Source organism: Aeromonas sp. 603607 (genome assembly GCF_049171595.1).
Classification (GTDB): domain Bacteria; phylum Pseudomonadota; class Gammaproteobacteria; order Enterobacterales; family Aeromonadaceae; genus Aeromonas; species Aeromonas veronii.
The window spans coordinates 105,974-132,440 of sequence record NZ_JAAKOV010000017.1 but is presented as its reverse complement, the minus strand read 5'-3'; the positions used below and the strand labels follow the sequence as shown (position 1 = coordinate 132,440).

Genomic DNA, 26,467 nt, shown 5'->3' with positions numbered 1-26,467 from the left:
GCTATGTAGCTCAGTTGGTTAGAGCATCGCACTCATAATGCGGGGGTCACAGGTTCGAATCCCGTCATAGCCACCATTAATATTGCGGAAGTGGCGAAATTGGTAGACGCACCAGATTTAGGTTCTGGCGCCCTAGGCGTGAGAGTTCGAGTCTCTCCTTCCGCACCATTAATAGCAGTACCAAACAGACCAGCTCACGCTGGTTTTTTTGTATCTGAAATTTGCCTCTCCCCAGTTTTTATCTCGCACCTCTATTAACCCAGCTCCACGTTAATTCCCGTTCACGTCCCTCTTCATTTATTCCGATCACGCCTTGCCACTCTTGTCTCCCGGCCATAAAAAAGCGGCCCGCAGGCCGCTGGTGCACACATTCATCATCCCGGTTATCAGAACGGGAAGAACCAGGGGATCGCTACCACGCTCACCGCCATCACCAACAGGGTGAATGGCACCCCGATACGGATAAAATCGGCAAACTTGTAGTTGCCCGGCCCCAGCACCAGAGTATTGACCGGTGACGAGACCGGCGTCATAAAAGCGGCCGAGGCGGCGATGGCAATGGTCATGGCAAACGGATAGGGTGATACCCCCATCTGCTGGGCCGTGCCCAGCGCAATGGGTGCCATCAGCACAGCAGTCGCGGTGTTGGATATAAAGAGCCCGATCACCGCGCAGAGGGCAAACAGGCTGGCCAGCATGACCCGCGGCCCCATCTCCCCTACCGCATTGATCAGACCACCGACGATCAGATCCACCCCGCCGGTTTTTTGCAGCGCCAGCGCAAAGGGGAGCATACCGACGATGAGGATCAGGGTCGGCCAGTGGATCGACTTGTAGGCACTTTCCATATCGATACAGCGAAACTTGCCCATCAGCAGACAGGCGATCAGCGCGGCAATCACGTTGGGCACCGGATCGGTCACCATCAGCAGGATCATCACTCCAAGACAGAAGAGGGCATGAATGGCCTGGCTGCGGGCGGGGGCCATCTCGTCCACTTCGGCGGGCAGCCCCATCAGCAGAAAGTCGCGGCTATGGGTCTGCAACTGTCTGATGTGGCTCCAATTCCCTACCACCAGCAGGGTGTCGCCCATCTGCAGCGGCTCATCCACCAGCTTGCCTGCCAGTGCCTCACCGTCGCGGCGCAGCCCCACCACGCTCAGGCCATAGCTGGAGCGGAAGGTCACCTCACGCACGCTTTTACCCAGCAGCTTGGACTCGGGGATCAGCGACACCTCGGCCATCCCCACCTCCCGCGCCTGATCGGAGAAATACTCCCCGCGCAGGATCATGGGTTCAAGCCGCGCCTCGGTGCAAAACGCCCGCACATCCACCTCGGGGTCTGACATGTCGATCAGCAGCACATCCTTGGCCTGGAACTCACTGATCCCGGACACCGGCACCATCACCCGACGGAACTTGCGCCAGCGCTCCACCCCGATGACATGGGCACCATAACGGGCGCGCAGTTGCAGCTCATCCAGGGTATGACCAATCAGCGGGGAGTCAGGCCGCAGCGCCAAACGACGAGCCCGACCGGCCAGTCGGTAGTCTCGGATCAGATCGCGCAGGGTGCGGCGCCCGGTCGGCTTGCCCTTGCCCTCTTCCCCCTCGCCCACCAGGGAGCCGCGCACCAGCAGCATGTAGAGGATGCCCAGCCCCAGGATCAGCACGCCCATGGGGGTGAAATCGAAGAAGCCGAAGCCGTGAATGCCGTGGCGCATCAGCTCGCTGTTAACCACCATGTTGGGGGGCGTGGCCACCAGCGTCATCATGCCGCTGATCAGCCCGGCAAAACCAAGGGGCATCATCAGGCGACCGGCCGGGATCCCCATCCGGTTAGCCACGCTCAGCACCACCGGGATAAAGATGGCCACCACCCCGGTGCTGCTCATCACAGCCCCCAGACTCGCCACCGCCACCATCAGCAACACCAGCAGCTTGGTCTCGCTGCTGCCCGCTACCTTCACCAATGCATCCCCCACCTGATAGGCGATGCCGGTGCGAACCAGCCCCTCACCCACCACAAACAGGGCGGCTATCAGAATGACGTTGGGATCGCTAAAGCCCGCCAGCGCCTCCGGCAGGGTGAGGGTGCCGCTCAGCACAAAGAGAATAATGATCAACAGGGCAACCACGTCCATGCGCACCTTGTTGGTCATAAAGAGATAGATGGCGCCAGCCAGCAGACAGAGCACCCAGACAAGCTCGGAATTCAATGCAACCTCCTTTTATCACGTGATTTTCCTCCCGGAGAGTGGACTCTATCAGACCACAGCCATGGCGCTATCATCTTGCTACATATCAATAAAGTCCGGCCCGCCGAGGCCCCATAACCCATCACTGCTGGAATAACCGGGCAGCAGCGGCGATTTCTTTGATATGGGCCAAGTACGGGGCGGACAAAAGTCCTGCCCCCTACTCCCCCTCACCCCTTAGAATGGCGCCCTCGCATACTAACCCTCATGCCCAAGGATCAGAAAATGAGCATATTCGAGCTGTTCAGCATCAATAACACGCTGGTGACCATACCGCTGGGTGGCGGCTATGCCATGTCATGGATTGAAGCCATCGGTACCCTGTTCGGGCTGGCCTGCATCTGGTTTGCCAGTCAGGAGAAGACCATCAACTACCTGTTCGGTCTTATCAACGTCAGCCTGTTTGCCATCATCTTCTTCCAGATCCAGCTCTACGGGCTGTTGCTGCTGCAGCTGTTCTTCTTCTGCGCCAACGTCTACGGCTGGTACGCCTGGACCCGCCCGGCCAACGATCAGGGGGATACCCTGCAGATCCGCTGGCTCAGCAAATCCAAACTGATGGTGACCGCCGCCGTGAGCGTGCTGGCCATCGCTCTGCTGACCCGCTATATCGACCCGGTCTTCGCCACCCTGGCACGCACCTCGGTCTCCCTGCTCAACCTGTTTGGTGCCAACCTTGCCATCCCCGAGCCCTCCCCCGATGCCTTCCCGTTCTGGGATGCCAGCATGACGGTGCTCTCGGTGGTCGCCCAGATCCTGATGACCCGCAAATACGTGGAGAACTGGATCCTCTGGGTCGTCATCAACATCATCAGCATCGGTGTCTATGCCGCGCAGGGCGTCTATGCCATGTCGCTGGAGTACCTGATCCTGCTGTTTATCGCCGCCAACGGCACTCGCCTCTGGGTGATTGCCGCCAAGCGCCAGCCACAAGGTCTGTAAGCCATGACTCTGTTACCCCATCTCCAGTGCCGCCCCGACCAGATTGCCGAGCGGGTGGTACTGTGCGGCGACCCGGCCCGGGTCGATCGCATCGCCAGCCAGCTCGAACAGTGCGAAGTGCTGGGGCAAAACCGGGAGTTTCGCCTCATCAACGGCCGCTATCAGGGGCTGCCCATCACGGTTTGCAGCACCGGCATTGGCGGCGCCTCGGCCATCATAGCGCTGGAGGAGCTGGTGCAAGCCGGTGCCCGCTCGCTCATTCGGGTCGGCTCCGCCGGTGCCCTGCAGCACGACATCGGCCTTGGCGACCTTATCGTGGTGGAAGGGGCGGTACGCAATGAGGGCGCCTCACAGGCCTATCTGCCCGCCGAGTACCCCGCCTGCGCCGATATCTGGCTGCAAGCGGCCCTGCTCAATCAGGTGGCGGCCAGCGGCCAACCTCATTGGCACGGGCTGGTGCGCTCCCACGACAGCTTCTATCGGGATGACGAACAGGAGGTGTGCCGCTACTGGCATGCCCGTGGCGTGCTCGGCGCTGACATGGAGACCGCCTCCCTGTTGACCGTGGGTCGCCTGCGCAAGGTGCGGGTCGCCGCCGTGCTCTGCAACGTGGTGCTGTTCGAGCAGGATGTGCAACAAGGGGTGGCGGATTACGCCAGCGCCGAACAGGCGATGATGGCCGGTGAGCAGCACGCCATCGCCGCCGCCCTCCACGCGTTGGTGCAATAAAACGCAAACCGTTAACTGCGGCACATCCGCTACCGTGCGGGCTGGTATCCGGCCCGCACTCTTGCTAGCCTCATGGCCCTCGTCATCCGGTGCGACAGGCAAGTCATGCAGCAACAGCCCTACCCCCTCGGCCGTTTTCACGCCGAACTCCAGCAGCTTGAACCCCGCTTTGCCGCGGCGCTCGACGCCTGCACCCTGTTTCTGCGCCGCTACCTGCCGGGCGAATTGATCATGCGCCAGGGGGAGCAGAGCGAGCAGCTCTATCTGGTCGAACATGGTCGGGTCTCCCTCAATAGCGCCGTCCACTCGGGCCGCATCTTCCAGCTCGGCGAGATTGAGTGTCACAGCCAGATCTTCGGCGAGATGGAGTTCTTCAGCGCCACCCCGGTGCAGTGGAACGTGGTGGCCGAGACCGAGCTGGATGCCCGGGTCATCTGCGCCCACAAACTGGCCCAGCGCCTGCTGGCAGAACCTGAGTTGACCCTCTTTTTCGCCGCCGCACTTGCCAGCGACTATCTCGATACCCTGGAGATCACCACCAGCCGGCTACTCCACCCCATCGCCTACAACATCGCCTATGAGCTATGGCGTGAGCGCCAGCGCACTCCGATGCTGGGATCGCGCAAGCGGGCCCACGAGGCAGCACGCTTCGGCACCACAGAGCGGGTCTACCGCCGCGCCCTCAAGGAGCTGGTCGAACAGGGCATAGTTGCCGACAGCAGTGACGGCCCCGTCATCGCCGATCTGGCCAGGCTGCGCGCCTATCTCGTCCTTTGATTTCCATTCACCTCATTTCGATTAACCCTGTCAGGAGAGAGCCATGTCTACCCATCCCGAATTCACCTTCTTCAGCCGCTTCGTTGCCGATATTCAGGCGGGCCGCAAGACCATCACCATCCGCGACGAGAGCGAGGCCAACTGGCAGCCCGGCCAACGTCTGGCGCTGTTCACCAACCCGGAGCACCAGCCCTTTGGCACCATAGAGGTGATCTCCGTCAACGCAATAGCCTTCGATGAACTGAATGACGAGCATGGCCGTCAGGAGAACATGACCCTCCCCGAGCTCAAACAGGTGATCCGCGATATCTACCCCGATCTACCGCCGCTCTATGTGATTGAATTCAAAATGATTGCCTGAACCGGATTTGGCCTTTGCCGAGCGATGTGTTAATAGTGTCCTCTTTTGAATCAGGGAGGTGACCCGAGTGTTTGAGATAGCGAGCCTGAAAGAGGGGATGATGCACGGGGTCGAGCTGTTCCAGCTGCTGCTGGAGATCATCTCCATCGCCTGTGTGGTGATAGGGCTTGGCAAGACCCTCTGGCTAGCGGCAAGAGTGCGGGATCACCAGCCCGGTTTTCCGCGTATTCGTCTCTGCTTTGGCAGTTGGCTCATTCTGGCGCTGGAGTTCCAGCTCGCCGCCGACATCTTGGCCACCACGGTCGCGCCAAGCAAGGAGGAGCTGATCCGCCTTGCCATCATCGCGGTGATCCGCACCTTCCTGAACTACTTCCTCGGCAAGGAGCTGGAAGCACAAGCGGAACGCCAACAAGACAAGGCAGAGCGCCAGCAGGAGCAGCACAGCGAACAGGTCAAGGCAGCCCAATAGCCCGTTTCCTTGCACAGCATCATCGCTAAGTGCCGTGTCATCCCGACCACAGCAGTGGCCCGGGATGGCACCTTTGTGACCCTTCCCGCACTTTTGGCAATCAGTCAATAATGGAACCCTTTTCAAGGCTTCCCCTGCCCTGTTGAGTGCCCGCTCATCTGCGTAAGATGGAAAGCCTCCTCCCCAACCGGCCACGCTGATGAACCCGCACTCCCTCCACACTCCCGATATCGACCTCGATAGCTGCGTCATCTACCAGATCTACCCCATGAGTTTTCAGGACAGCGATGGCGACGGTATGGGCGACATCAACGGCATCCGTCAGCGCCTAGGATATCTGGCCACCCTCGGGGTCGATATGCTCTGGCTCACCCCCATCTATCGCTCCCCCAAGCGGGATAACGGCTATGACGTGGCGGACTACCGTGCCATCGACCCCGCCTTCGGCACCCTGACCGAGATGGAGCAGCTGATCGCCGAAGCGGCCGCTCACGGCATCGGCATCATGATGGATATCGTCGCCAACCACACCTCCACCGAGCACGAGTGGTTTATGAAGGCACTGGCCGGGGATCCCCGTTATCAGGGTTATTACGTATTCCGGGATCAAGCCTTTGTCGATGCTCACCCCATTACCTCGATTTTTGGCGGCAGCGGCTGGCAGTATGTGCCAGTGCTTGATCGCTACTACCTGCACAACTTCGATCCCAGTCAGGCCGATCTGGACTGGGACAACCCGGCGGTGCGCGCCGAGATGGCAGAGGTGATCAACTTCTGGCTGGGCAAAGGGATCAAGGGATTTCGCTTCGATGTGATCGATATGGTGAGCAAGGAGTGGGACCGACTGGCCATGAGCAATGGCCCGCGCCTGCACGACTATATCCGCGAGCTCAATGCCGCGAGCTTCGGCGGCAAAGGGATCATTACGGTGGGGGAGACCTGGGGGGCCGATCTCGCCCATATGCAGAACTATTCGAACCACGATGGCAGCGAGTTCAGCATGGTGTTCAACTTCGAGCATCTGGGGCTTGGCAGTGACAAGTGGTCATCCCGCTTTGCTCCCCTCGCCTTCAAACGGGCCATGGCCCGCCACCAGCAAGGGCTGCATGGCCGAGGCTGGAACAGCCTGTTTCTCGGCAACCACGACCTGCCCCGCGCCGTCTCCCGCTTTGGCGATGACAGGCCCGAGTGGCGGGAAACCAGCGCCAAACTGTGGGCCATGGTGCTGCACATGATGCAGGGCACTCCCTTCATCTATCAGGGGGAGGAGCTCGCCATGACCAACCGCCACTGGCAGCCGGACGAGCTGCGCGATGTGGAGGCCATCAACTACTGCGCCAGCCAGTCAGGGCTGGATCCTGCCGAGCTGAGTCGGCGGCTCGATGCCATTGGCCGCGACAACGCCCGTACCCCGATGCAGTGGGACGCCGGCCCCCACGCCGGTTTCAGCACCACCACGCCCTGGATTGCCCTCAATGCCAACCACGTCGAGATAAATGCCGCCGAGCAGCTGGCCCGCCCCGACTCGCCGTTTCACTGCTATCGCCAGCTTATCGCCCTGCGTAAGGCTCACCCTGTCATTCGCCACGGCGACTTCGAGCTGCTGGATGGGGATGATCCCGAGCGCATCAGCTATCGCCGCCACTGGCAGGATCCGGCCAGCGGAGAGCGGCACACCCTGCTGCTGCTCGCCAATCTCACGGCGAACCCCTTGCCGATGCCCCACTTCGACAAGGTGACAGACAAGATGCGGTTGCTGCTGGCCAATTACCCAAGCGAACCACTGCCACTCTTCGCCCCTTATCAGTGCGCCATCTGGCTGCAAGTGGATCAGGGTTAACCCCGTGCTGACGGGCCATGTCAATGGCCCGTCAATCGCCACCCGTCGGCTGTCAGCAGAAAATCACGCCCCCACTCGAAGGGATTAAATTAACCACTATTACTGACTTATTAATTGATTATTTATCCCGTTTGATACGCTCTCATTGCCCCTCTTACTATGCCTGCGACCTATCCATTGCCGATGCAACTATCGGCCTTCAAACTGGCATAGCAAAGTGGAAAACAGATGATCACCACAGACGGGAATAACGCAGTCGCCTCGGTGGCGTACCGCACCAGCGAAGTCATCGCCATCTACCCCATCACCCCCAGCTCGGCCATGGCTGAGCAGTCGTCGGCCTGGTCGAGCGAGCGGGGCAAGAACCTGTGGGGGGATGTGCCTCGGATTGTCGAAATGCAGTCGGAAGGGGGTGCCATCGCTGCCGTCCACGGTGCCCTGCAGACCGGCGCGCTGGCGACCTCGTTTACCTCGTCGCAGGGTTTGCTGCTGATGATCCCCAACCTCTACAAGCTGGCGGGTCAGCTCATCCCCTTCGTACTGCATGTGGCGGCGCGCACCGTGGCGACCCATGCGCTATCGATCTTTGGCGATCACTCGGACGTGATGGCGGTGCGCCAGACCGGCTGTGCCATGCTCTGTGCCAGCAATGTGCAGGAGGCGCAGGACTTTGCCCTGATCTCCCAGATAGCGAGCCTCAACAGCCGCCTCCCCTTTATCCACTTCTTCGACGGCTTTCGTACCTCTCACGAGATCGCCAAGATAGCGCCGCTCGCTGACGACACCCTGCGTGCCCTGTTGCCCGCAGATGCCATCCGCGACCATCGCGACCGGGCGCTCACCCCCGACAAACCGGTCATTCGCGGCACTGCTGCCAACCCGGACACCTACTTCCAGTGTCGGGAGGCGAGCAACCCCTGGTATGACGCCGCCTATGGCCACGTGAGCGAGGCGATGCAGGCTTTTGGCGAGCAGACCGGCCGCCACTACCGGCCATTTGAATACGTCGGCCACCCGCAGGCGGAGCGGATTGTGGTGCTGATTGGCTCAGCCATCGGCACCTGTGAAGAGGTGATCGAGCGCCTGCTGGCCCAAGGGGAGAAGGTGGGGCTGGTGAAGGTGCGGCTGTTCCGCCCCTTCTCGGCCAAGCACCTGTTGGCCGCGATTCCCGAGAGTGCCCGCGCCATCGCCGTGCTGGATCGCACCAAGGAGCCGGGCGCACAGGCCGAGCCCCTCTATCTCGACGTGATGACGGCGCTGGCCGAAGCGGTCAGCCGGGGCGAGCGGGCAAGCCTGCCGCGGGTCATCGGCGGTCGCTATGGCCTCTCCTCCAAAGAGTTCGGCCCCGCCTGCGCGCTGGCGGTGTTTGCCGAACTGGCGCGAGAGAACCCGCGCCCGCGCTTTACCGTCGGCATCTTCGATGACATCACAGGTCTCTCGCTACCGCTGGCCGCGCTGAATTCGCAAAGCCCCATCCACAGCCAGCAACACAAGGTGGAGGCACTCTTCTACGGCCTTGGCAGCGATGGCACCGTCTCGGCGGCCAAGAACAGCATCAAGATCCTCGGCAACCACACCGACCTCTATCCGCAGGGCTATTTCGTCTACGACTCCAAGAAGGCGGGCGGCCTCACCGTCTCTCACCTGCGGGTGGGCGAGCGGCCGCTGCAATCGGCCTATCTGGTGGAAGAGGCCGACTTTATCGGCTGCCATCAGTGGCAGTTTGTCGACAAGTACCGGATGGCGGAGCGCTTGAAAGCGGGTGGCATCTTCCTGCTCAACACCCCCTACAGCGAAGCGGAGATCTGGCAACGACTACCTAGCGAGGTGCAGCATGCCCTGCGCGAGAAAGAGGCGCGCTTCTACATCATCAACGCCGCCAAAATTGCCCGCGACTGCCAGCTCGGCAACCGCATCAATACCGTCATGCAGATGGCCTTCTTCCAGCTCAGCGCCATCATTCCCCCCGCAGAGGCGACCAGCCTGCTGAAGCAGGCCATCGCCACCAGCTATGGCAGCAAGGGGCAGACACTGGTCGAACGCAACTGGCAGGCACTGGAGGCAACCTGCGCCGCCCTGACCCGGGTGCCGCTGGGGGAGCTGGATCCTGCCAGCCGCCCGCGCCCACCGGTGGTTTCGGCCAAGGCCCCCGACTTTGTCCAGACCGTCACCGCCGCCATGCTGGCGGGATTGGGTGACAGCCTGCCGGTCTCCGCCTTCCCGCCGGATGGCACCTGGCCGGTCGGCACCACCCGCTGGGAGAAGCGCAATATCGCCAAGGAGATCCCCATATGGGAGGCGGAGCTCTGTACCCAGTGCAACTACTGCGTCGCCGCCTGTCCCCACTCGGCCATTCGCGCCAAGGTGGTAGAACCGGATGCGCTGGCCGCTGCTCCCGCCACTCTGGATGCGCTGGATGTGAAATCCCGTGACATGCGCGGCCAGCAGTACGTGCTGCAGGTGGCGCCGGAGGATTGCACCGGCTGCAATCTCTGCGTTGAGGTGTGCCCGGCCAGGGATCGCAGCAACCCGGATCGCAAGGCGATCAATATGGCTTCGCGCCTCGATCACCTCGACGAGCAGAAGGCCAACTACGACTTCTTCCTCGACCTGCCAGAGCGCAGCGCCGAGCAGCTGGAGCGCATCGACATCCGCACCTCCCAGCTCATCTCGCCGCTGTTTGAATACTCGGGCGCCTGCTCCGGCTGTGGCGAGACCCCCTATATCAAGCTGTTGACCCAGCTCTATGGCGATCGGCTGCTGATTGCCAACGCCACCGGCTGCTCGTCCATTTATGGTGGCAACCTGCCTACCACCCCCTACACCACCAACGCCGACGGGCGTGGGCCGGCCTGGGCCAACTCGTTATTTGAAGACAACGCCGAGTTCGGACTGGGGTTCCGCCTCACCGTCGATCAGCACAGGGAGCGGGTGCGCCGTCTGCTGGCGAGCCTGGGCGACACCATTCCGGCAGCGCTGCGCGAGGAGCTCGGCGATGCCACCCTGCCGGTTTCCGAGCAGCGGGCCCATATCCAGCAGCTGCGGGAGCTGCTGCAACAGAGCAAGGCTCCGGAGGCCCTTGAGCTGGCCCGCGATGCGGACTATCTGGTGGAAAAATCGGTCTGGCTCATCGGTGGCGATGGCTGGGCCTACGACATCGGCTTTGGCGGACTCGACCATGTGCTGAGTCTGGGGGAGAACATCAATGTGCTGGTGCTCGATACCCAGTGCTACTCCAACACCGGCGGCCAGCAATCGAAGGCGACGCCACTCGGGGCCATCACCAAGTTTGGCGAGCAGGGCAAACGCAAGGCGCGCAAGGATCTCGGGGCCAGCGTGATGATGTATGGCCACGTCTATGTGGCGCAGATCTCCCTCGGCGCCCAGATGAACCAGACGGTGAAGGCGATTCAGGAGGCGGAGGCCTACCCGGGGCCGTCGTTCATCATCGCCTACAGCCCCTGCGAGGAGCATGGCTACGACATGGCCGAGAGCCATGAGCAGATGAAACAGCTGACCGCCACCGGCTTCTGGCCGCTCTACCGCTTCGATCCGCGCCGCGCTGACGAGGGTAAATTGCCGCTGGCACTCGACTCGCGAGCACCCAATGCCTCGCTGGCCGAGACCTTGCGCCATGAGCCCCGCTTCCAGCGGCTGGAGCGCCAACTGCCGGAGGTGGCCAGCCAGCTCTATGAAGAGGCGGAGCAGGAGGCCAACCGCCGCTTCGCCTGGCTGAGCCAGCTGGCAGGCAAGGAGAGTCCGGCGCAGGAGTAACTCGCGCATGGCTTGATGGCAGCAGCCACGCTATTCGCCAAATAACAATCAGGGCTCCCCGCGGGGAGCCCTGATGCTAGCTATGGTGAGCCAATGTCGGCTCAGGCCGGATCAGGCGCTGATGGATGCCAGCTCGTGGCGCTTCAACGCCAGCAATGTGATGAGCAGCGCCAGCGTGGCGATCAGTGCCATGCCGATATAGGTCGCGCTGAAGCCCGGGGCCAGCAGATCGGGGGCGAGCCGGCTCAGATCGCCATCGCTGCCGGCTGGCAGGCGGAAGTGGAACAGCATGGAGCAGATGGCCACGCCGACGGCACCGCCGAGCTCCCGCCCGAAGTTGAACAGCGACATGCCGATGCCGCGATCCTGCCGTGGCAGGGCATTTTGCACTACTACCGAGAGGGCGGGCAGCACCAGACCGAGACCAATACCGGCAAACCCGAGCGCCAGTCTGACCCAGGCGTCGAAGTGGATCTGCCAGAGCGCCACCGCCGCGAGGCCAAAGCCCACCGCGACAAAGCTCTTGTAGTGGCCGGTACGGCCAATCAGCTTGCCTCCGACAAAGGCGCCGGCAGTGATGCAAATCATGAAGATAACCATGATGGCGCCGCTCTCGCTGGCGCTCATCCCCTTCTGCCACTGCATCTGCAACGGCAGATAGACCAGCACGGCAAACATCAGCAACTGGGAGAGCATCACCAGCAGCACACTCACCAGATAGCCGGGCAACCGGGCCAGATGGGCGGGCAATATGGGGTCGTGGGCGCGCCGTTCAATCAGAATCAGCAGCAGCAATGCAACGCCCAGCGCCGCCGAAAGCCAGACGGCGGGCAGCGCCGCTTCCGGCGAGAGCAGCAACAGGGTGAGCGTGGTGACGGTAATCAGCAGACCCGCCCCCTTCCAGTCGAAGCGACTGTGGCGACGCACGTTGAGCTGCTTGAGGTTGCGGTTGATGAGAAAGACTGCCAGCGCCCCGAGCGGCAGATTGATCCAGAAGATCCAGCGCCAGCTGAGCTGCTCGGTGAAGTAGCCGCCGAGCAAGGGGCCAGCGATACTGGAGACCGCATAGACCGCCGAAATGTAGCCCTGATATTTGCCCACCTCCCGCGGCGGAATGGTGTCGGCAATCACGGTAAACGCGAGGGCAATCAGACCGCCGCCCCCCAGCCCTTGCAGCACCCGCGCTGCCAGCAGGGTCTGCAGATCCTGGGAGAGGGCGCAGGCCACCGAGCCCGCCAGAAACAGGCCGATGCCGATATTGAGCATCCGCACCCGGCCAAAGAGATCGCTCAGCTTGCCGTAGAGAGGCAGCACGGCGGTGGCCGCCAGCAGGTAGGCGGTGACCACCCAGGTGAGGGCGCCACCGGCATGCAGCTCGGCGCCAATCATGGGCAGCGGGGTAGTGACGATGCTCTTTTCCAGTGAACCGAGCGCGATCACAAGCGCCACACTGGAGAAGATGGTTTTGGGGGATATTTTCGAGGTCATAAGCGGACTCGCAGATCTGATATGCCAAAGTATCCGGCAATGAACGGATTATTGTCTCACAAATCAGCAAGAGATAGAAAAAACGGCGGCCACAATCTGCCCAACCATGAGGCCGATCCCACAAAACGCCGACCGTTTCTGCTAGCCTGCCCTATTTGATTCGAGGAGCCCCCATGAGCGAGCGTGAGCAGTACGGGTTTGATCACTACGATGCCCTGATTTTCGATATGGATGGCACTTTGGTAGATTCCATGCCCCTCCATCTGGATGCCTGGGAGCTTACCTGCGCCGAATTCGGCATCCCCTTCGAGCGGGATCAGCTCTATCAGTACGGCGGCATTCCCACCCGCAAGATCATCGCCATGCTGGCCGAGCAGCAGGGGCTGACGGTGGATGTCGAGGCTTTTACCCGTCGCAAGATTGCCCTCTACATGGCCCATATCGACAAGGTCAGCGTCTTTCCCAAGATGTGGGAGCTGGTCAGGCACTATCACGGCAAGGTGAAGATGGGGATTGGCACCGGCTCACCGCGCAATCAGGCGGACTCCATCCTCAAAAGCACCGGACTCGATGCCTATATCTCTGTGGTGGTGAGCGCCGATGATGTCACCAACCACAAACCGCATCCCGACACCTTTTTGCGGGTGGCCGAGCTGCTCGGCGCCAATCCCGCCAACTGTCTGGTATTTGAAGATACCCGGATCGGGCTTGAGGCTGGCAAGGCGGCGGGGATGGATACTCTACTGGTAATGGAAGGCGAACTGCACCAGAGGTAGATCGCAAGCGGACAGCGGCAACATGGCGCCACCTCAATGGTGCCATGATGCTGTTCAACTCGCGGATAAAGGGTTCTCCTGCAAACAGGAGACGAGCGTCGGCCCGGTGGCAACTGTCAAGGAGAGTGCATCGACCATGGCTTCCTCCTTCCATGCCTGATGCTGGCGCAGCAACGCCAGTGCTTCAACCGGCGTATCTGCAAAGATGGGGGCCGCCATGGCGGCAAATCCCTGCTCAACCAGTTGACGACGCTCATCGCTATAGCGCGGGGCATTGGCATCGAGATAGGTAAGCGCCTGGCCCAGCGTGAAAAAGTGATAGTTGGGCATCGAATGACCCTCAAAAATAAAGTGCCATTCTACTCCTTTCTGCTCCATTTCCAGCCTTAAACCCTTGTCCATCCGGTGATCTCGTTCACATTTTTGTTAACAATCCCGCAGACAACCATGCCACGGCAGCTGGCCTCGCCCGCGACCCTTTCATCCCTGGCAGGCTGTAGACTACAACCGGCGCAGAGAGCCCGATCCATAGCGCTGCGTCGAGCCAAGGTCATCCTCTTGTTTGATGCCTTGACCATGCCGCACCTGGTCAGCCGATATATTGCCAACCCTGGTCACCTCGATATGGGACTACTGCGCTGGTCACGCATATTTCACCAGATATATAAAAAGATAAAAACGCTCCGAATCTGGGCCAACCGTCAGCCTACCGATAATTAACAAGCATCCCCCATGCAAATATTTGAATTATATTCCAGCCACATCTTTAACTACTGTTACAGTAATCTCTGCTAGCATATTTTTGCGCGGCAAGATAGATGACTAAAAAAACATAAAGTACATATCTATGCACAATAAAATCGTTTGATGGCAGCTTGATGCATCGCATTAACCCTTTCTTTACACTCCTTCACTGCCAAGGTATCTGCCCCAACCCCCGCCTGGACTGGACTATTGCTCGATGCATGGCCATTGGCGGACAAACAGGTGACTATTCAGCATGAATTGAATAGCAATCACATTAAATTTGCACCCATTGAGCCATCTCATAGAAATGCAATCAGCGGTTTGCAACCCCTGATAGCCACTCATAGAATCGCAGCGTCTGAAATATCTACCCTGTCCTCTTCTCCCTTATTCCTCTCAGTAATTGAGTGGATCACAAATAATAACCGGGGATGCCGCCGCTGGCGCAGTGGCCGTGGCGTACAACAAGATGGGGTAAACCTGTACCTGAATGAACAACAAATATTAAAAAGAGGCATATCTATGAGTGGCACCATCATCAAGTCGGCAAGAAATACCCCCCATGCACCCCAGGATCTGGGTCCCTGCACCCAAACGGTGGCGTTTTCTCATTACAACAATATCTCGGCCCAGCTGCCGGTCGATCCGGCCACCGGCAAGATGGTGAGTGACGATGTCACCGCGCAGGCCAGACAGTGCCTGAGCAACCTCAAGGCGATCATCGAGAGCATCGGCCATGTGATGGACGATATGGTCAAAGCGACCATCTTCCTGAAAGAGATGGCGGATCTGGAGGCGGTCAACGCCGTCTATCGCGAATTCTTCCCGGGCTATCTGCCGACCCGCACCACCCTCGCCGTCGCCGCCCTGCCGCTGGGTGCGCTGGTGCAGATTGATGCCATCATCTCCAACGGCGAAGGCACCTTCCCGCAAGATCCTTGCCCGCTGGTGAAGCTCGCCCGCAACAGTGACAAGGCGCCGCACAATCCGCTCTCCACCCATACCGTGGCCTTCTCCCACTACAACAATATCGGCGCCCAGCTGCCGGTGGATGCAGCCTCGGGCCAGCTGGTTGCTGGTGGCATCAAGGAGCAGGCGGGCCAGTGCCTGCGCAATATCAAGGCGGTGCTGGAGAGCATCGACGTGCCGTTTGACGATATCGTCAAGGTCACCGTCTATCTGACCGATCTGGCCGATCTGGAGGCCGTCAACGAGGTCTACACCACCTTCTTCCCCGACTCTGCCATTGCCCGCGCCGTGGCCTACCTGCCTGCCCGCTCGGTGGTCAGTGCCGCCGCCCTGCCCATGGGGGCACGGGTGCAGATGGATGCGGTCATCTCCCACGGTGACGGCACCCCGCCGCAACTGGTGGAAGATCGTCACAATCTGGTGATCCGCGCCCGCAATACCGACAAGGCACCGCGCAGCCCGCTCCATTGCCAGACTGTCGCCTTCTCCCACTACAACCATCTCTCTGCGCAGTTACCGATAGACCCCGCCACTGGCAAGATCCTGGCTGGCTGCATCAAGGAGCAGACCGCCCAGTGCCTGAGCAATATCAAGGCGATTGTGGAGAGCATCGGCCATGTGATGGACGATATCGTCAAGGTCAATATCCAGCTCGCTAATATCGCGGATCTGGCCGAGGTGGATGCCATCTATACCAAATACTTCCCGGGTTATCTGCCTGCCCGCACCGTATTCGGGGTGAGCGAGCTGCCCGCTGGCGCCCTAGTGCAAATTGATGCGGTAATGTCCAATGCGGAAAGCACCCCGCCGCAGGTGTAATGTTGCGGGAAATAAAAAAGAGACCGGCTGATGGCCGGTCTCTTTTTACATGCCAGACAAAGGGATGGCCCCTCAGCCCTCGATATCGCGGTTCCTGATCGCCACTCTGACCGCCTCTGCCGTGGTGGCTACACCGAGTCGACGGCGGGCACTGCGCAGATGGTTCTCGACCGTGCGCACCGAGAGTGTCAGGGTGGTGGCGATATCGGCATGGCGCCAACCCCGAGAGACCCACTCCAGCACTTCGCGCTCGCGCCCAGTGAGGCCACGCTCGTGACCCGCTACCGGCATCTCCATCAGCCGACGAGCTGCATGAAAAGCCGCAGCCGCGATCAGCGCAAGGCCAACCCGAGCGGGAGCGCTGGCATCGATCTGATCGCCACCAAAGCTCATCGCCCCTTCCAGCCCCAGCGGCCCATAGACGGGTACCTGCAAGCCATGTCGGCCCGGCCCCTCAGGCTGGCGAACGATACGGTACTGCTCGCCAACGGCGCCAACCGTTTTGCTCCAGAAGAAGGGCTGGTCTCGCTCCCTGATATGCATCGCCATCGGGCACTCGCGCATATAGGCATGCAGGTCGACCGCCTCGCCGCTCTCCAGCCACTCCCCCTCAAGCCAGTAGAGATGCTCGACCACCCCCTCCTCGCTGGCACTGATGGAGAAGAGCGCAAAGCGGTGATACCCCAGCGGGGTGGCAAAAGCGCGCACCAGTTGCTGGATCTCCTCCAGCCGCTGGCACCCTTCCAGCGCCACCGCGACCTGCAGCGCATTGGCTGGCGACGACGACAACCTCATCGCTTGGCAACCGCCTCCAGCAAGGTGGTAGCGGCCAGCTTGCCGAGGTTATTGCCCGCCAGCGGGCTGTCACCGGTCAGCAGATTGCGATCCCGGCACACCTCTCCCGAGATGCCGTTGTTGACGATCTCGAAGCCAATCTCTTTGAGCTTCTCGCCAAACTTCCAGGTGAGGTGGCCAGGCATATAGCCAATTGCCGGGGTCTGGGCATCCAGCTCGTCTGGGAAGGCGCAGATCTTGTAGCCCGCGAAGGTCTCTGGATTGGCCACCGCCAGCAGCGCAGCAGGCCCGTGACAGAGGGAGATGATGAAGCGATCGTTGGCCATCGCCCACTCCAGCAGCGCTTTCACCTCGGCACTCTGCGGCAGCCCCATCAGGGCGCCGTGCCCGCCGGGAATAAAGACGCCGATATAGTCCGAGTCGGCGGCCAGCGCCTGCTTCAGCAGGTCGGCCAGCTTGGCCGGTTGGCGGAACTGCGCCTGATATTTGCCATAGAGCCCCAGCACCTCTTCATCTTCGCCGGGCATGGCCCACCACTCGAACTTGACCGGATTGCCGGAGAGGGTGGCCACATCAAAGGCAAAGCCCGCCTTGTCGAGGTGATACATGGGCAGCAGGGTTTCGACCGGATGGTTGCCGGTGGAAAACAGGGTGCCGTTGTCGGTGGGCAGATAGCGCTCATCGGCCCCGATCAGCAGGATCTTCCAGCGCCCCTCCCGATAGGGAGCGGGATAGTCGGCCCCGGCAAGGTCAGACTTGCGCGAGGTGAACTGGCTCAGGGAGTAGGGCGACGGAAAGAAGGCATTCTGCTCTGCCGGATCCGGGGTCGGTTGTTTATCGTCAACAAGCATATCGGTCATGGGTCAGGCTCCAGTAGTGGTGGACTCGGTCTCACAGTATTGACTGTCAGAGACCAAGTAAATGAGGGTTTTCCCTCAACCGCCATGACTATGGCAAGGGATGTGACCACGCTGCGACAAAACCTGAACAGAATCCCCGCCAGACTTAGGCCATCGCGGCAAATGCCCTGACGATGACATCCATGACCGCTCTGACCCGCGCGGCATGTTGCACATCCTGATGGGTCACCAGCCACACATCGTAGGATTGCTGTAACTGCCGCTCGGGCCAGACCCGCACCAACCCGGCTTGCTCGGCGAGCGGAACCGCCACCTCGCCAAGCCCCAGCCCCATCAACAGGGCCTGACGCAGCATCAGGCTGGTATTGACCCCCGCGGCGACCGTGGCCCCCTCGGCCGCCTCTTCGAGCATCATTGGCGAGCGAGCGCTCTGCCAGTGAGGCTCATACACCACCAGCGAATGGCCCGCAAAACCGGTGCCCGCTTCGGGAATGCCATGGCGAGCCAGATAGTCGGCGGAGGCATACAACCCGACCGGCCAGGAGGCCAGCTTGCGAATAATCAGGTCGGGATTGTCCGGCTTCACCGTCCGGATCGCGATATCCGCTTCCCGCAGGGACAGATTGACCACCTGGGTCGAGGTATTGAGGATGACCCTGATATCGGGATAACGCTGATGCAGCTCGGTCAGGGCCGGTATCAGAAAATCCATCCCCAGGGTGTCTGTGGTCGCCACGCTGACCTCACCGACCAGACGGTTGTCGACCCCTTGCGCCGCCCGCACAAAATCAATGGCCGCCAGCTCCATCTGCTGGGCGCTGGCCAGCACTATCTCTCCGACATGAGTCAGCACATACCCTTTGGATGTACGGAGAAACAGCGTGGCCGCCAGACGATGCTCCAGTGCAGCAATCCGTCTGCCAATGGTGGCCTGATCGACCCCGACCACACGGGCGGCGCCCCTCAGGCTCCCCTCCCGATGCAACGCCAGAAAAATTTTCGCATCATCCCAGTTCATCACGACTCCCGGTTGAAATGCATTTTTGCATTACAGGTGAGGGATAATACTGCGTTTATTCATCAGCAATCTCCACTATCTTGGTGCTCATCCCACTCGGGGAACCTCATATCACCTCGTTACAAGGAGCCGCTGATGCATAACGCCTATTCCATTCCCGCCACCATGAGCGCGGTAGAGATTACCCAGCCAGGTGGCCCCGATGTCTTGCAACTGACCACCCGCGCCACACCCAAGCCCAAGCCGGATGAGGTCTTGATCCGGCACTATGCGACCGGCATCAATGGGCCGGATGTGATGCAGCGCAAAGGGCTCTACCCGCCTCCGGCAGGAGCATCGGATATTCCCGGGCTGGAGGTCGCCGGGGTCGTGGTCGCCAAGGGGGAGCAGGTGACCCATCTCAAGATTGGCGACAAGGTCGCCGCGCTGATTTCGGGTGGCGGCTATGCCGAGTACAGCGTCGCCCACCAGAGCAATGTCCTGCCCCTGCCGCCCGGATTGAGCTTTGTCGAAGCCGCGGCACTGCCGGAAACCTTTATGACGGTCTGGTCAAATATGTTTGAACGGGGCCAGTTTAAAAAAGGGGACATTATCTTGATCCATGGCGGCGCCTCCGGCATCGGCACGACCGCCACCATGCTGGCCAAGGCATTTGGCGCCGCAAAAATCATCACCACGGTCGGCTCACCCGAGCAGCAGGCCGCCAGCATCAAGCTGGGCGCGGATGTGGCCGTGCTCTACAAGGAGGAAGATTTTGTCGAGGCCGTGCATGCGGCCACCGATGGCCATGGCGCCGACATCATTCTCGATATCATTGGCGGGGAGTATGTCGCGCGCAACTATGCGGCGGCCGCCATCAATGGTCGCATAGTCCAGATCGGCATTATTGCGGGCGCCGCCCCCAATCTGGATCTGTTTCCCATGCTGCAAAAGCGGCTGACCCATATCGGATCCACCCTGCGCTCGCGTACTCCGCAAGAAAAAGCCGAACTGATTGCCCAGTTGCAAACTCATGTCTGGCCATTTATCGAACGCGGTGAGGTCAAACCGCAGGTTTACCAGACCTTCCCGCTGCATGAGGCCGCCGCCGCCCACCATTTGCTGGATTCAGGCCGTCATATCGGCAAGCTGGTATTAACCATGGCGCCGTTGTCGTCAGATTGATAAAGCCCATCGTGGAGCAGGCCGAGGTGGATGCGGCGATATCCAATGCGGACAGTACCACACCGCAGGCGTAAGGGTTGCAATAAATAAAAAGAGACCAGCTATATGCCGGTTTCTTTTTTGGTAACAGGAGGGAGCATTATTTTTATTGATTCGCCTTAAAAACGCGAACGCCGATTACGCTTCGCTAATCGAACCTACGAAATTACTTGATAACTCTATGGATAGGTGTGATTTTCGTAATCACATCATGAACAATTTCAATACACTCAAACAACTCTGTGATATTAAAATTGGAAAGAACATCATTTTCATAAGAGTATCTAACCTGAACAAACAAGGAGTCATACGGCCTAACTAAATTGATAAGGTCACAAAATGAATGTGTTATCACGCCATCATTAAATAAGCCATCCACATCCCTTTTAATTTCGTCAATAACACTATTTAAAAGAGTGCTCAAAACATGAGCCCCCTTAAATGGAATCTCTTTTACCCTACCTCCATACCCCCGTTATTATATGGCCTGTAGACTTCAATTACCGAGCGAACATTCAATGCTTTTATATATAATTCAAGCGCCAAAGCTGCATTGGTAATGATTGGCAACAACACTCCAGATCCAGGAGGTAATTCATTCAGAATTTTAGCGCCATCATAAAACTGATCAGCCGAATCAAGAACCATAAGGTTTGGTATTTCCAACCGTTCATAGTCATAAGTATTCTTGGTCATATAACTTCCATCATATGAACACCTCATATTAAAGTTATTATATATACAGAGGCGGTGCTGCTTTATTAATTTATAAAAAAGCGCCTCCCGAGGGAGGCGCTTTTCAGTTCTATACAAAGCAATTAGCTATTACAGGGATTCAGCGGTCGCAACCACGTTTTCTACGGTAAAGCCGAATTCCTTGAACAGCAGCTCGGCCGGTGCGGACTCACCGAAGGTGGTCATACCGATGATCTTGCCGCCGAAACCGACGTACTTGTACCAGTAGTCAGCGATGCCCGCTTCGATGGCCACACGCTTGGTGACGGACATCGGCAGGACGGACTCCTTGTACTCGGCAGACTGGGCGTCGAACACATCGGTAGACGGCAGAGAGACCACGCGCACGGCACGGCCCTTGGCAGTCAGCTGCTCATAGGCGGCAACGGCCAGTTCCACTTCGGAACCGGTGGCGATCAGGATCAGCTCAGGAGTACCGGCGCAATCCTTCAGCACGTAGCCACCCTTGGCGGTGTCGGCCAGCTGCTGGGCAGTACGGTCCATCTGGGCCAGGTTCTGACGAGAGAAGATCAGAGAGGTCGGGCCGTCGGTACGCTCGATGGCGTGTTTCCAGGCGATGGCAGATTCAACCTGGTCACACGGACGCCAGGTGCTCATGTTCGGAGTCAGACGCAGGGAGGCGATCTGCTCAACCGGCTGGTGAGTCGGGCCATCTTCACCCAGACCGATGGAGTCGTGGGTGTAAACGAAGATGGCGCGCTGCTTCATCAGGGCGGCCATGCGCAGGGCGTTGCGAGCATACTCCATAAACATCAGGAAGGTCGCGCCGTAGGGGATGAAACCACCGTGCAGGGCTATACCGTTCATGATGGCGGACATGCCGAACTCGCGTACACCGTAGTGGATGTAGTTGCCGGAGGCATCGTCGTTGGTCAGGGACTTGGAGCCGGACCACATGGTCAGGTTGGACGGAGCCAGGTCGGCAGAGCCGCCCATGAACTCCGGCAGCAGCTTACCGAACGCTTCCAGAGAGTTCTGGGACGCTTTACGGGTTGCGATCTTGGCCGGGTTGGCTTGCAGGGTTTCGATGATCTTGGCGGATTCAGCAGCCCAGTTGGCCGGCAGTTCGCCAGCGGTACGGCGCTTGAATTCGGCAGCCAGAGTCGGGTGAGCGGCTTCATAGGCGGCGAACTTGGCAGCCCAGTCGGCTTCCAGTGCAGCGCCCTTCTCCTGAGCGTTCCACTCGGCAGCGATATCGGCCGGGATAACGAACGGCGCGTGATCCCACTTCAGGAATGCGCGAGCAGCGGCGATCTCGTCGTTGCCCAGCGGTGAGCCGTGGCAGTCGTGAGAACCGGATTTGTTCGGGGAGCCGTAACCGATGATGGTGCGGCAGCAGATCAGAGTCGGCTTGCCGGTCTCGGCCTTGGCGGCTTCGATGGCGGCATTGATGGCTTCCGGGCTGTGACCGTCAACAGCCGGGATAACGTGCCAGCCGTAAGCTTCGAAGCGCTTGACGGTGTCGTCGGTGAACCAGCCTTCTACGTGACCGTCGATGGAGATACCGTTGTCATCCCAGAACGCGATCAGTTTGCCCAGTTGCAGGGTACCTGCCAAGGAGCACGCTTCGTGGGAGATACCTTCCATCAGGCAGCCGTCGCCCATAAAGGCGTAGGTGTAGTGGTCGACAATGTCGTGGCCCGGCTGGTTGAACTGCTCAGCCATGGCTTTTTCGGCGATCGCCATACCAACGGCGTTGGTGATGCCCTGACCCAGCGGGCCAGTGGTGGTTTCAACGCCCGGTGCATAGCCGTACTCCGGGTGACCCGGGGTGCGAGAGTGCAGTTGGCGGAAGTTTTTCAGATCGTCGATGGAGAGGTCATAACCGGAGAGGTGCAGCAGGGAGTACAGCAGCATGGAGCCGTGGCCGTTGGAGAGAATGAAACGGTCGCGGTCGGCCCACTTGGGGTTGTTCGGGTTATGTCTGAGGTGGCTACGCCACAGCACTTCGGCGATATCCGCCATTCCCATGGGGGCGCCCGGGTGACCGGAGTTGGCTTTTTGAACGGCATCCATACTCAATGCACGAATGGCATTGGCAAGCTCTTTACGAGAAGGCATCTGAATCTCCTGCGATTGCTTCATTTGATGGCCAAGATTAAGGCGCGTTATTGTCCCAGCAGGGCGCGCGGCGTGCAAATATTATCTGGATGAATAAAGTGGCTTTGGGAGGACAATCGCTTTTCTTGCCCTCTATTGGCCAAAGCAACCAGAGAAAAACGTTTGATTTCCATCCCTTTCGGGATAGGAGAGCACCGCTTGTGACCCATTGGACACTGCGCGACAAAATAGTGCTGGCAATCGCGGGGGGCGCTAATTAATATAGACGTCCAGATGTAGATACCTCTACACCATCCCATTCACCCGGTTATTGCTGTGGCGATAACCCAGACAAGCTGAGATTCATATCATGGCAAAGCTGTTTACTTCCGAGTCGGTCTCCGAAGGCCATCCAGACAAGATTGCGGACCAGATCTCCGATGCGGTACTGGACGCCATCCTCAAGCAAGATACCAAGGCCCGTGTCGCCTGCGAGACCCTGGTCAAGACCGGTATGGTCATGGTGGCCGGCGAAGTAACCACCTCTGCCTGGGTTGATATCGAAGAGATCGTGCGTGATACCGTGCGTGAAATCGGCTACACCCACTCCGACATGGGCTTCGACGCTGACTCCTGCGCCGTGCTGAACGCCATCGGCAAGCAGTCCCCGGACATCAACCAAGGTGTTGACCGCAGCGATCCGCTGGAGCAGGGCGCTGGCGACCAGGGCCTGATGTTCGGCTACGCCACCAACGAAACCGACGTGCTGATGCCGGCCCCCATCACCTACTCTCACCTGCTGGTGAAGCGTCAGGCTGAAGTGCGCAAGAACGGCACCCTGCCGTGGCTGCGTCCGGATGCCAAGAGCCAGCTGACCTTTGCCTACGACGACGCAGGCAAGATCATCGGTGTCGATGCCGTTGTACTGTCTACCCAGCACGCTGAATCCATCAGCCACAAGGATCTGGTTGAAGCGGTACGCGAAGAGATCATCAAGCCGGTGCTGCCGGCCGAGTGGGTCAACAAGGACACCAAATACTTCATCAACCCGACCGGCCGTTTCGTTATCGGCGGCCCGATGGGTGACTGCGGTCTTACCGGTCGCAAGATCATCGTCGACACCTACGGCGGCATGGCTCGTCACGGTGGTGGCGCCTTCTCCGGTAAGGATCCGTCCAAGGTTGACCGCTCCGCTGCCTACGCCGCCCGCTACGTTGCCAAAAACATCGTGGCCGCCGGTCTGGCCGATCGCTGTGAAATCCAGATCTCCTACGCCATCGGTGTGGCCGAGCCGACCTCCATCAGCGTCGAGACCTTCGGTACTGCCAAGGTTGCCGAGGATCTGCTGGTCAAGCTGGTACGCGAGCACTTCGAACTGCGCCCGTATGGTCTGATCGAAATGCTGGATCTGAAGCGCCCAATCTATCAGGCCACCGCTGCCTACGGTCACTTCGGTCGCGACGAGTTCCCGTGGGAGCAGACTGACAAGGCCGAACTGCTGCGTTCCGCCGCTGGCCTGTAAGGCTCGCTGTTGTGATAAAAGGGGAGCCTGGCTCCCCTTTTGCTTATCCGCCATTTGACGAGATGTCGATGTCTGCCACCCCTGCCCAGCTTGTCGCCCTGCTGCAACAACGCGTAGAAGCCTGCTTTGTGCAGGCCGAGGCGCGCCTTGGCCGCACCTTCCCCCGCCCGCGGATCTACTGCAATATGCGGGGCCGGGCGGCGGGATCTGCGCGGCTGCAAACTTGGGAGCTACGCTTCAATCCCGCCCTCTATCAGGCCAACCAGCAGGCGTTTCTGGATGAGGTCGTGCCCCACGAGGTGGCCCATCTGCTGGTCTATGCCCTGTGGGGTGAAGGTCGCGGCAAAAGCCGGGTCTTGCCCCACGGCAAGCAGTGGCAATCGGTGATGCGGGAGGTATTCGGCCTTGAGCCCAGAACCACCCACAGCTTCGATCTGGCGGTACTGGCCCAGCGCACCGTGCCCTATCGCTGTCACTGCCAGCAGCATCAGCTCTCTATTCGCCGCCACAACAAGGTGGTGCGTGGCGAGGCCCGCTATCACTGCCGCCGCTGCAAGCAGCCGCTGGAGCGGGAACGACCGGAACCAGAGCAGTAAGCCAGCGTGTGTCGCGCCCCTGTGGTAGGGTGCCCACCATCGTTCGTCAATCACCCCGTTTGCAAGGAATCCCATGCGTTTCATCTCCTCCATCGCCCTGACCCTGCTGGCCGGTTTGCCGCTGCTCAGCGCCCCCCTGCACGCCCAGACCTTTCGCGAAGCCAAGCAGGATCTGGTGAAGCTCTATCGCAGCCAGCCTGCGGTCACCACCTTCTACTGCGGCTGTGACATCGACTATCAGGGCAAGAAAATGAGCCCGGATCTGGCCAGCTGCGGCTATGAGCCGCGCAAGCAGGCCAAGCGCGCCGCCCGCATCGAGTGGGAACACGTGGTTCCGGCCTGGGAGTTCGGCCACCAGCTGCAATGCTGGCAGGATGGCGGTCGCAAGAACTGCGAAAAAGCGAGCCCCGAGTTCAACAAGATGGAGGGGGACATGCACAACCTCTTCCCCGCCATTGGCGAGGTGAACGGCGATCGGGCCAACTACCGCTTCTCCGACTGGAACGGCAAGCCGGATCAGTACGGCCAGTGCCAGATGCTGGTGGATTTCAAGGATCGTCGGGTGCAGCCGCCCAAGGGGCAGGTACGGGGCCAGATTGCCCGAGCCTACCTCTACATGAGCCAGCAGTATGGGCTGCGTCTGGCAGCGCAACAGCGTAAACTGTTTGAAGCTTGGGATCGCCAGTACCCGGCAGATGGCTGGGAGTGCGAGCGCAACCGCCGCATCGGCAAGCTGCAGGGCAATACCAATCCCTTTATTGAAAAGCAGTGCCAATAACCCCATTTGACCTGGGAGGGGATAGCCCCCTCCTATAATGAACCCCTTCCCCACTGCCGCGTGAGCCTTGCTTGCCGCCTCGCAGCAGGATATGAAGGGTTTCCAAGCAAGAGACTGACAAGCAGCCATGCGCATTCCACGTATCTATGAACCGGCCACCCTGCAAGTTGGCCAGACCATCGCCCTGTCGGAAGACGGCGCCAACCATATCGGCCGGGTACTGCGCATGCAGCCGGGCCAGCAGCTCGAGCTGTTCAACGGCGATGGCAATCAATATCCCGCCACCATCGCCAGCGTCGGCAAAAAGTCGGTGGAAGTGACCATCGACAGCTGCGACGTCCAATCGGTGGAGTCACCGTTGGCCATCCACCTCGGTCAGGTGATCAGCCGTGGCGACAAGATGGACTTCACCATCCAGAAATCAGTGGAGCTGGGCGTCACATGTATCACCCCGCTCTTCTCCGAACGCTGCGGCGTCAAGCTGCCAGCCGATCGACTGGAGAAGAAGCGCGAACAGTGGCAGAAGGTGGTGATCAGCGCCTGCGAACAGTGCGGCCGCAACGTGGTGCCAGAGGTACGCATGCCGATGGAGCTGGACGCCTGGCTGGCGGAAGAGACCAAGGAGCTCAAGCTCAACCTGCACCCGCGCGCCGAGTACAGCATCAACACCCTGCCCGTTCCCGAGCACGGCGTGCGCCTGCTGATTGGCCCGGAAGGGGGCTTGTCGAGCGACGAGATCGCCCGTACCGTGCAGGAAGATTTCAAAGAGATGCTGCTGGGGCCGCGGGTGCTGCGCACCGAAACCGCCGCCCTGACTGCGATCACTGCGCTGCAGTGCCGTTTTGGCGATCTCGCTTGATACTATCGGCCGCATCAATCAGCCCCATGGCTGCATCGACGCAGCCGCAAGCGGCCGATTACGCTGCGCTAATCGACCCTACAATCCTATC

General features: G+C 60.0%; 22 protein-coding genes and 1 tRNA gene. 15 read left to right on the top strand and 8 right to left on the bottom strand.

Annotated elements, in window-relative coordinates; all coding sequences use genetic code 11:
* The first annotated feature begins 84 nt into the window (after positions 1-84).
* Positions 85-168 (top strand) — tRNA-Leu (locus tag G5315_RS16305).
* Between the two features lie 218 nt (positions 169-386).
* On the opposite strand, the gene G5315_RS16300 is transcribed toward G5315_RS16305, so the two are convergent.
* The gene (locus G5315_RS16300) at positions 387-2,219 is read right to left on the bottom strand and encodes an SLC13 family permease (protein ID WP_040066935.1); all 1,833 of its coding nucleotides are present in this window, start codon (positions 2,217-2,219) and stop codon (positions 387-389) included.
* A gap of 264 nt (positions 2,220-2,483) precedes the next feature.
* On the opposite strand from G5315_RS16300, the gene pnuC reads away from it, so the two are divergent.
* The 7 genes from pnuC (at position 2,484) to nifJ (ending at position 11,150) form a co-directional block, all read left to right on the top strand.
* Positions 2,484-3,200 (top strand): nicotinamide riboside transporter PnuC, encoded by a 717-nt coding sequence (pnuC, locus tag G5315_RS16295; RefSeq protein WP_204385193.1) that lies wholly within the window; start codon positions 2,484-2,486, stop codon positions 3,198-3,200.
* A 3-nt stretch (positions 3,201-3,203) separates the two neighbouring features.
* Positions 3,204-3,929, top strand: a complete 726-nt coding sequence (locus G5315_RS16290; RefSeq protein ID WP_421333414.1) for a nucleoside phosphorylase — start codon at positions 3,204-3,206, stop codon at positions 3,927-3,929.
* A gap of 105 nt (positions 3,930-4,034) precedes the next feature.
* Entirely contained in the window at positions 4,035-4,706 is a 672-nt protein-coding gene (locus tag G5315_RS16285) for a Crp/Fnr family transcriptional regulator (protein WP_421333412.1), read from the top strand.
* 43 nt (positions 4,707-4,749) lie between these two features.
* Positions 4,750-5,067: a N(4)-acetylcytidine aminohydrolase gene (gene yqfB / locus G5315_RS16280; RefSeq protein WP_421333410.1), complete on the top strand. Its 318-nt coding sequence runs from the start codon at positions 4,750-4,752 to the stop codon at positions 5,065-5,067.
* Between the two features lie 67 nt (positions 5,068-5,134).
* Positions 5,135-5,536 (top strand): DUF1622 domain-containing protein, encoded by a 402-nt coding sequence (locus G5315_RS16275; protein WP_421333408.1) that lies wholly within the window; start codon positions 5,135-5,137, stop codon positions 5,534-5,536.
* A gap of 199 nt (positions 5,537-5,735) precedes the next feature.
* Positions 5,736-7,376, top strand: coding sequence for an alpha,alpha-phosphotrehalase (locus G5315_RS16270; RefSeq protein WP_421333407.1), 1,641 nt, complete (start codon positions 5,736-5,738; stop codon positions 7,374-7,376).
* A 228-nt stretch (positions 7,377-7,604) separates the two neighbouring features.
* A complete protein-coding gene (gene nifJ / locus G5315_RS16265; protein WP_421333405.1) occupies positions 7,605-11,150 on the top strand; it encodes a pyruvate:ferredoxin (flavodoxin) oxidoreductase in 3,546 nt (1,181 codons plus the stop codon).
* A 111-nt stretch (positions 11,151-11,261) separates the two neighbouring features.
* Here the strand turns inward: nifJ and G5315_RS16260 are convergent, their stop codons facing one another.
* The gene (locus G5315_RS16260) at positions 11,262-12,638 is read right to left on the bottom strand and encodes an MDR family MFS transporter (RefSeq protein ID WP_421288154.1); all 1,377 of its coding nucleotides are present in this window, start codon (positions 12,636-12,638) and stop codon (positions 11,262-11,264) included.
* Between the two features lie 173 nt (positions 12,639-12,811).
* Here G5315_RS16260 and G5315_RS16255 point away from each other — a divergent pair, with 173 nt between their 5' ends.
* Positions 12,812-13,414, top strand: a complete 603-nt coding sequence (locus G5315_RS16255; RefSeq protein WP_421333403.1) for an HAD family hydrolase — start codon at positions 12,812-12,814, stop codon at positions 13,412-13,414.
* A gap of 54 nt (positions 13,415-13,468) precedes the next feature.
* On the opposite strand, the gene G5315_RS16250 is transcribed toward G5315_RS16255, so the two are convergent.
* Positions 13,469-13,816 carry a hypothetical protein gene (locus tag G5315_RS16250; protein ID WP_254204217.1) on the bottom strand — a complete coding sequence of 116 codons (348 nt, stop codon included), beginning with the start codon at positions 13,814-13,816 and terminating at the stop codon, positions 13,469-13,471.
* 867 nt (positions 13,817-14,683) lie between these two features.
* On the opposite strand from G5315_RS16250, the gene G5315_RS16245 reads away from it, so the two are divergent.
* Positions 14,684-15,949, top strand: a complete 1,266-nt coding sequence (locus tag G5315_RS16245) for a RidA family protein (protein ID WP_421333401.1) — start codon at positions 14,684-14,686, stop codon at positions 15,947-15,949.
* A gap of 72 nt (positions 15,950-16,021) precedes the next feature.
* Here the strand turns inward: G5315_RS16245 and G5315_RS16240 are convergent, their stop codons facing one another.
* The 3 genes from G5315_RS16240 to G5315_RS16230 form a co-directional block, all read right to left on the bottom strand.
* The gene (locus G5315_RS16240; protein ID WP_270904711.1) at positions 16,022-16,744 is read right to left on the bottom strand and encodes a PA1136 family autoinducer-binding transcriptional regulator; all 723 of its coding nucleotides are present in this window, start codon (positions 16,742-16,744) and stop codon (positions 16,022-16,024) included.
* Positions 16,741-17,604: a glyoxalase III HchA gene (gene hchA / locus G5315_RS16235; RefSeq protein ID WP_323890840.1), complete on the bottom strand. Its 864-nt coding sequence runs from the start codon at positions 17,602-17,604 to the stop codon at positions 16,741-16,743. The genes G5315_RS16240 and hchA overlap by 4 nt, the downstream gene beginning before the upstream one ends.
* 145 nt (positions 17,605-17,749) lie before the next feature.
* Complete coding sequence (locus tag G5315_RS16230) at positions 17,750-18,622, bottom strand: LysR family transcriptional regulator (RefSeq protein ID WP_181269112.1); 873 nt, start codon at positions 18,620-18,622, stop codon at positions 17,750-17,752.
* Positions 18,623-18,757: 135 nt separating this feature from the next.
* On the opposite strand from G5315_RS16230, the gene G5315_RS16225 reads away from it, so the two are divergent.
* Complete coding sequence (locus tag G5315_RS16225) at positions 18,758-19,786, top strand: NAD(P)H-quinone oxidoreductase (RefSeq protein WP_236271883.1); 1,029 nt, start codon at positions 18,758-18,760, stop codon at positions 19,784-19,786.
* Positions 19,787-20,278: 492 nt separating this feature from the next.
* Here the strand turns inward: G5315_RS16225 and G5315_RS16220 are convergent, their stop codons facing one another.
* Positions 20,279-20,521, bottom strand: a complete 243-nt coding sequence (locus tag G5315_RS16220; RefSeq protein WP_421333398.1) for a hypothetical protein — start codon at positions 20,519-20,521, stop codon at positions 20,279-20,281.
* Between the two features lie 129 nt (positions 20,522-20,650).
* On the bottom strand, positions 20,651-22,642 hold the full coding sequence (gene tkt / locus G5315_RS16215; RefSeq protein ID WP_118854212.1) for a transketolase: 1,992 nt from the start codon (positions 22,640-22,642) through the stop codon (positions 20,651-20,653).
* A gap of 349 nt (positions 22,643-22,991) precedes the next feature.
* Between tkt and metK the strand changes: the two genes are divergently transcribed.
* The 4 genes from metK (at position 22,992) to rsmE (ending at position 26,376) form a co-directional block, all read left to right on the top strand.
* Positions 22,992-24,143 (top strand): methionine adenosyltransferase, encoded by a 1,152-nt coding sequence (metK, locus tag G5315_RS16210; RefSeq protein ID WP_005343827.1) that lies wholly within the window; start codon positions 22,992-22,994, stop codon positions 24,141-24,143.
* 68 nt (positions 24,144-24,211) lie between these two features.
* The gene (locus G5315_RS16205; RefSeq protein WP_236369445.1) at positions 24,212-24,739 is read left to right on the top strand and encodes a SprT family zinc-dependent metalloprotease; all 528 of its coding nucleotides are present in this window, start codon (positions 24,212-24,214) and stop codon (positions 24,737-24,739) included.
* A gap of 73 nt (positions 24,740-24,812) precedes the next feature.
* Complete coding sequence (locus G5315_RS16200) at positions 24,813-25,517, top strand: endonuclease (RefSeq protein ID WP_421333396.1); 705 nt, start codon at positions 24,813-24,815, stop codon at positions 25,515-25,517.
* A gap of 127 nt (positions 25,518-25,644) precedes the next feature.
* Positions 25,645-26,376, top strand: coding sequence for a 16S rRNA (uracil(1498)-N(3))-methyltransferase (rsmE, locus tag G5315_RS16195; protein WP_005343824.1), 732 nt, complete (start codon positions 25,645-25,647; stop codon positions 26,374-26,376).
* Positions 26,377-26,467 lie beyond the last annotated feature (91 nt).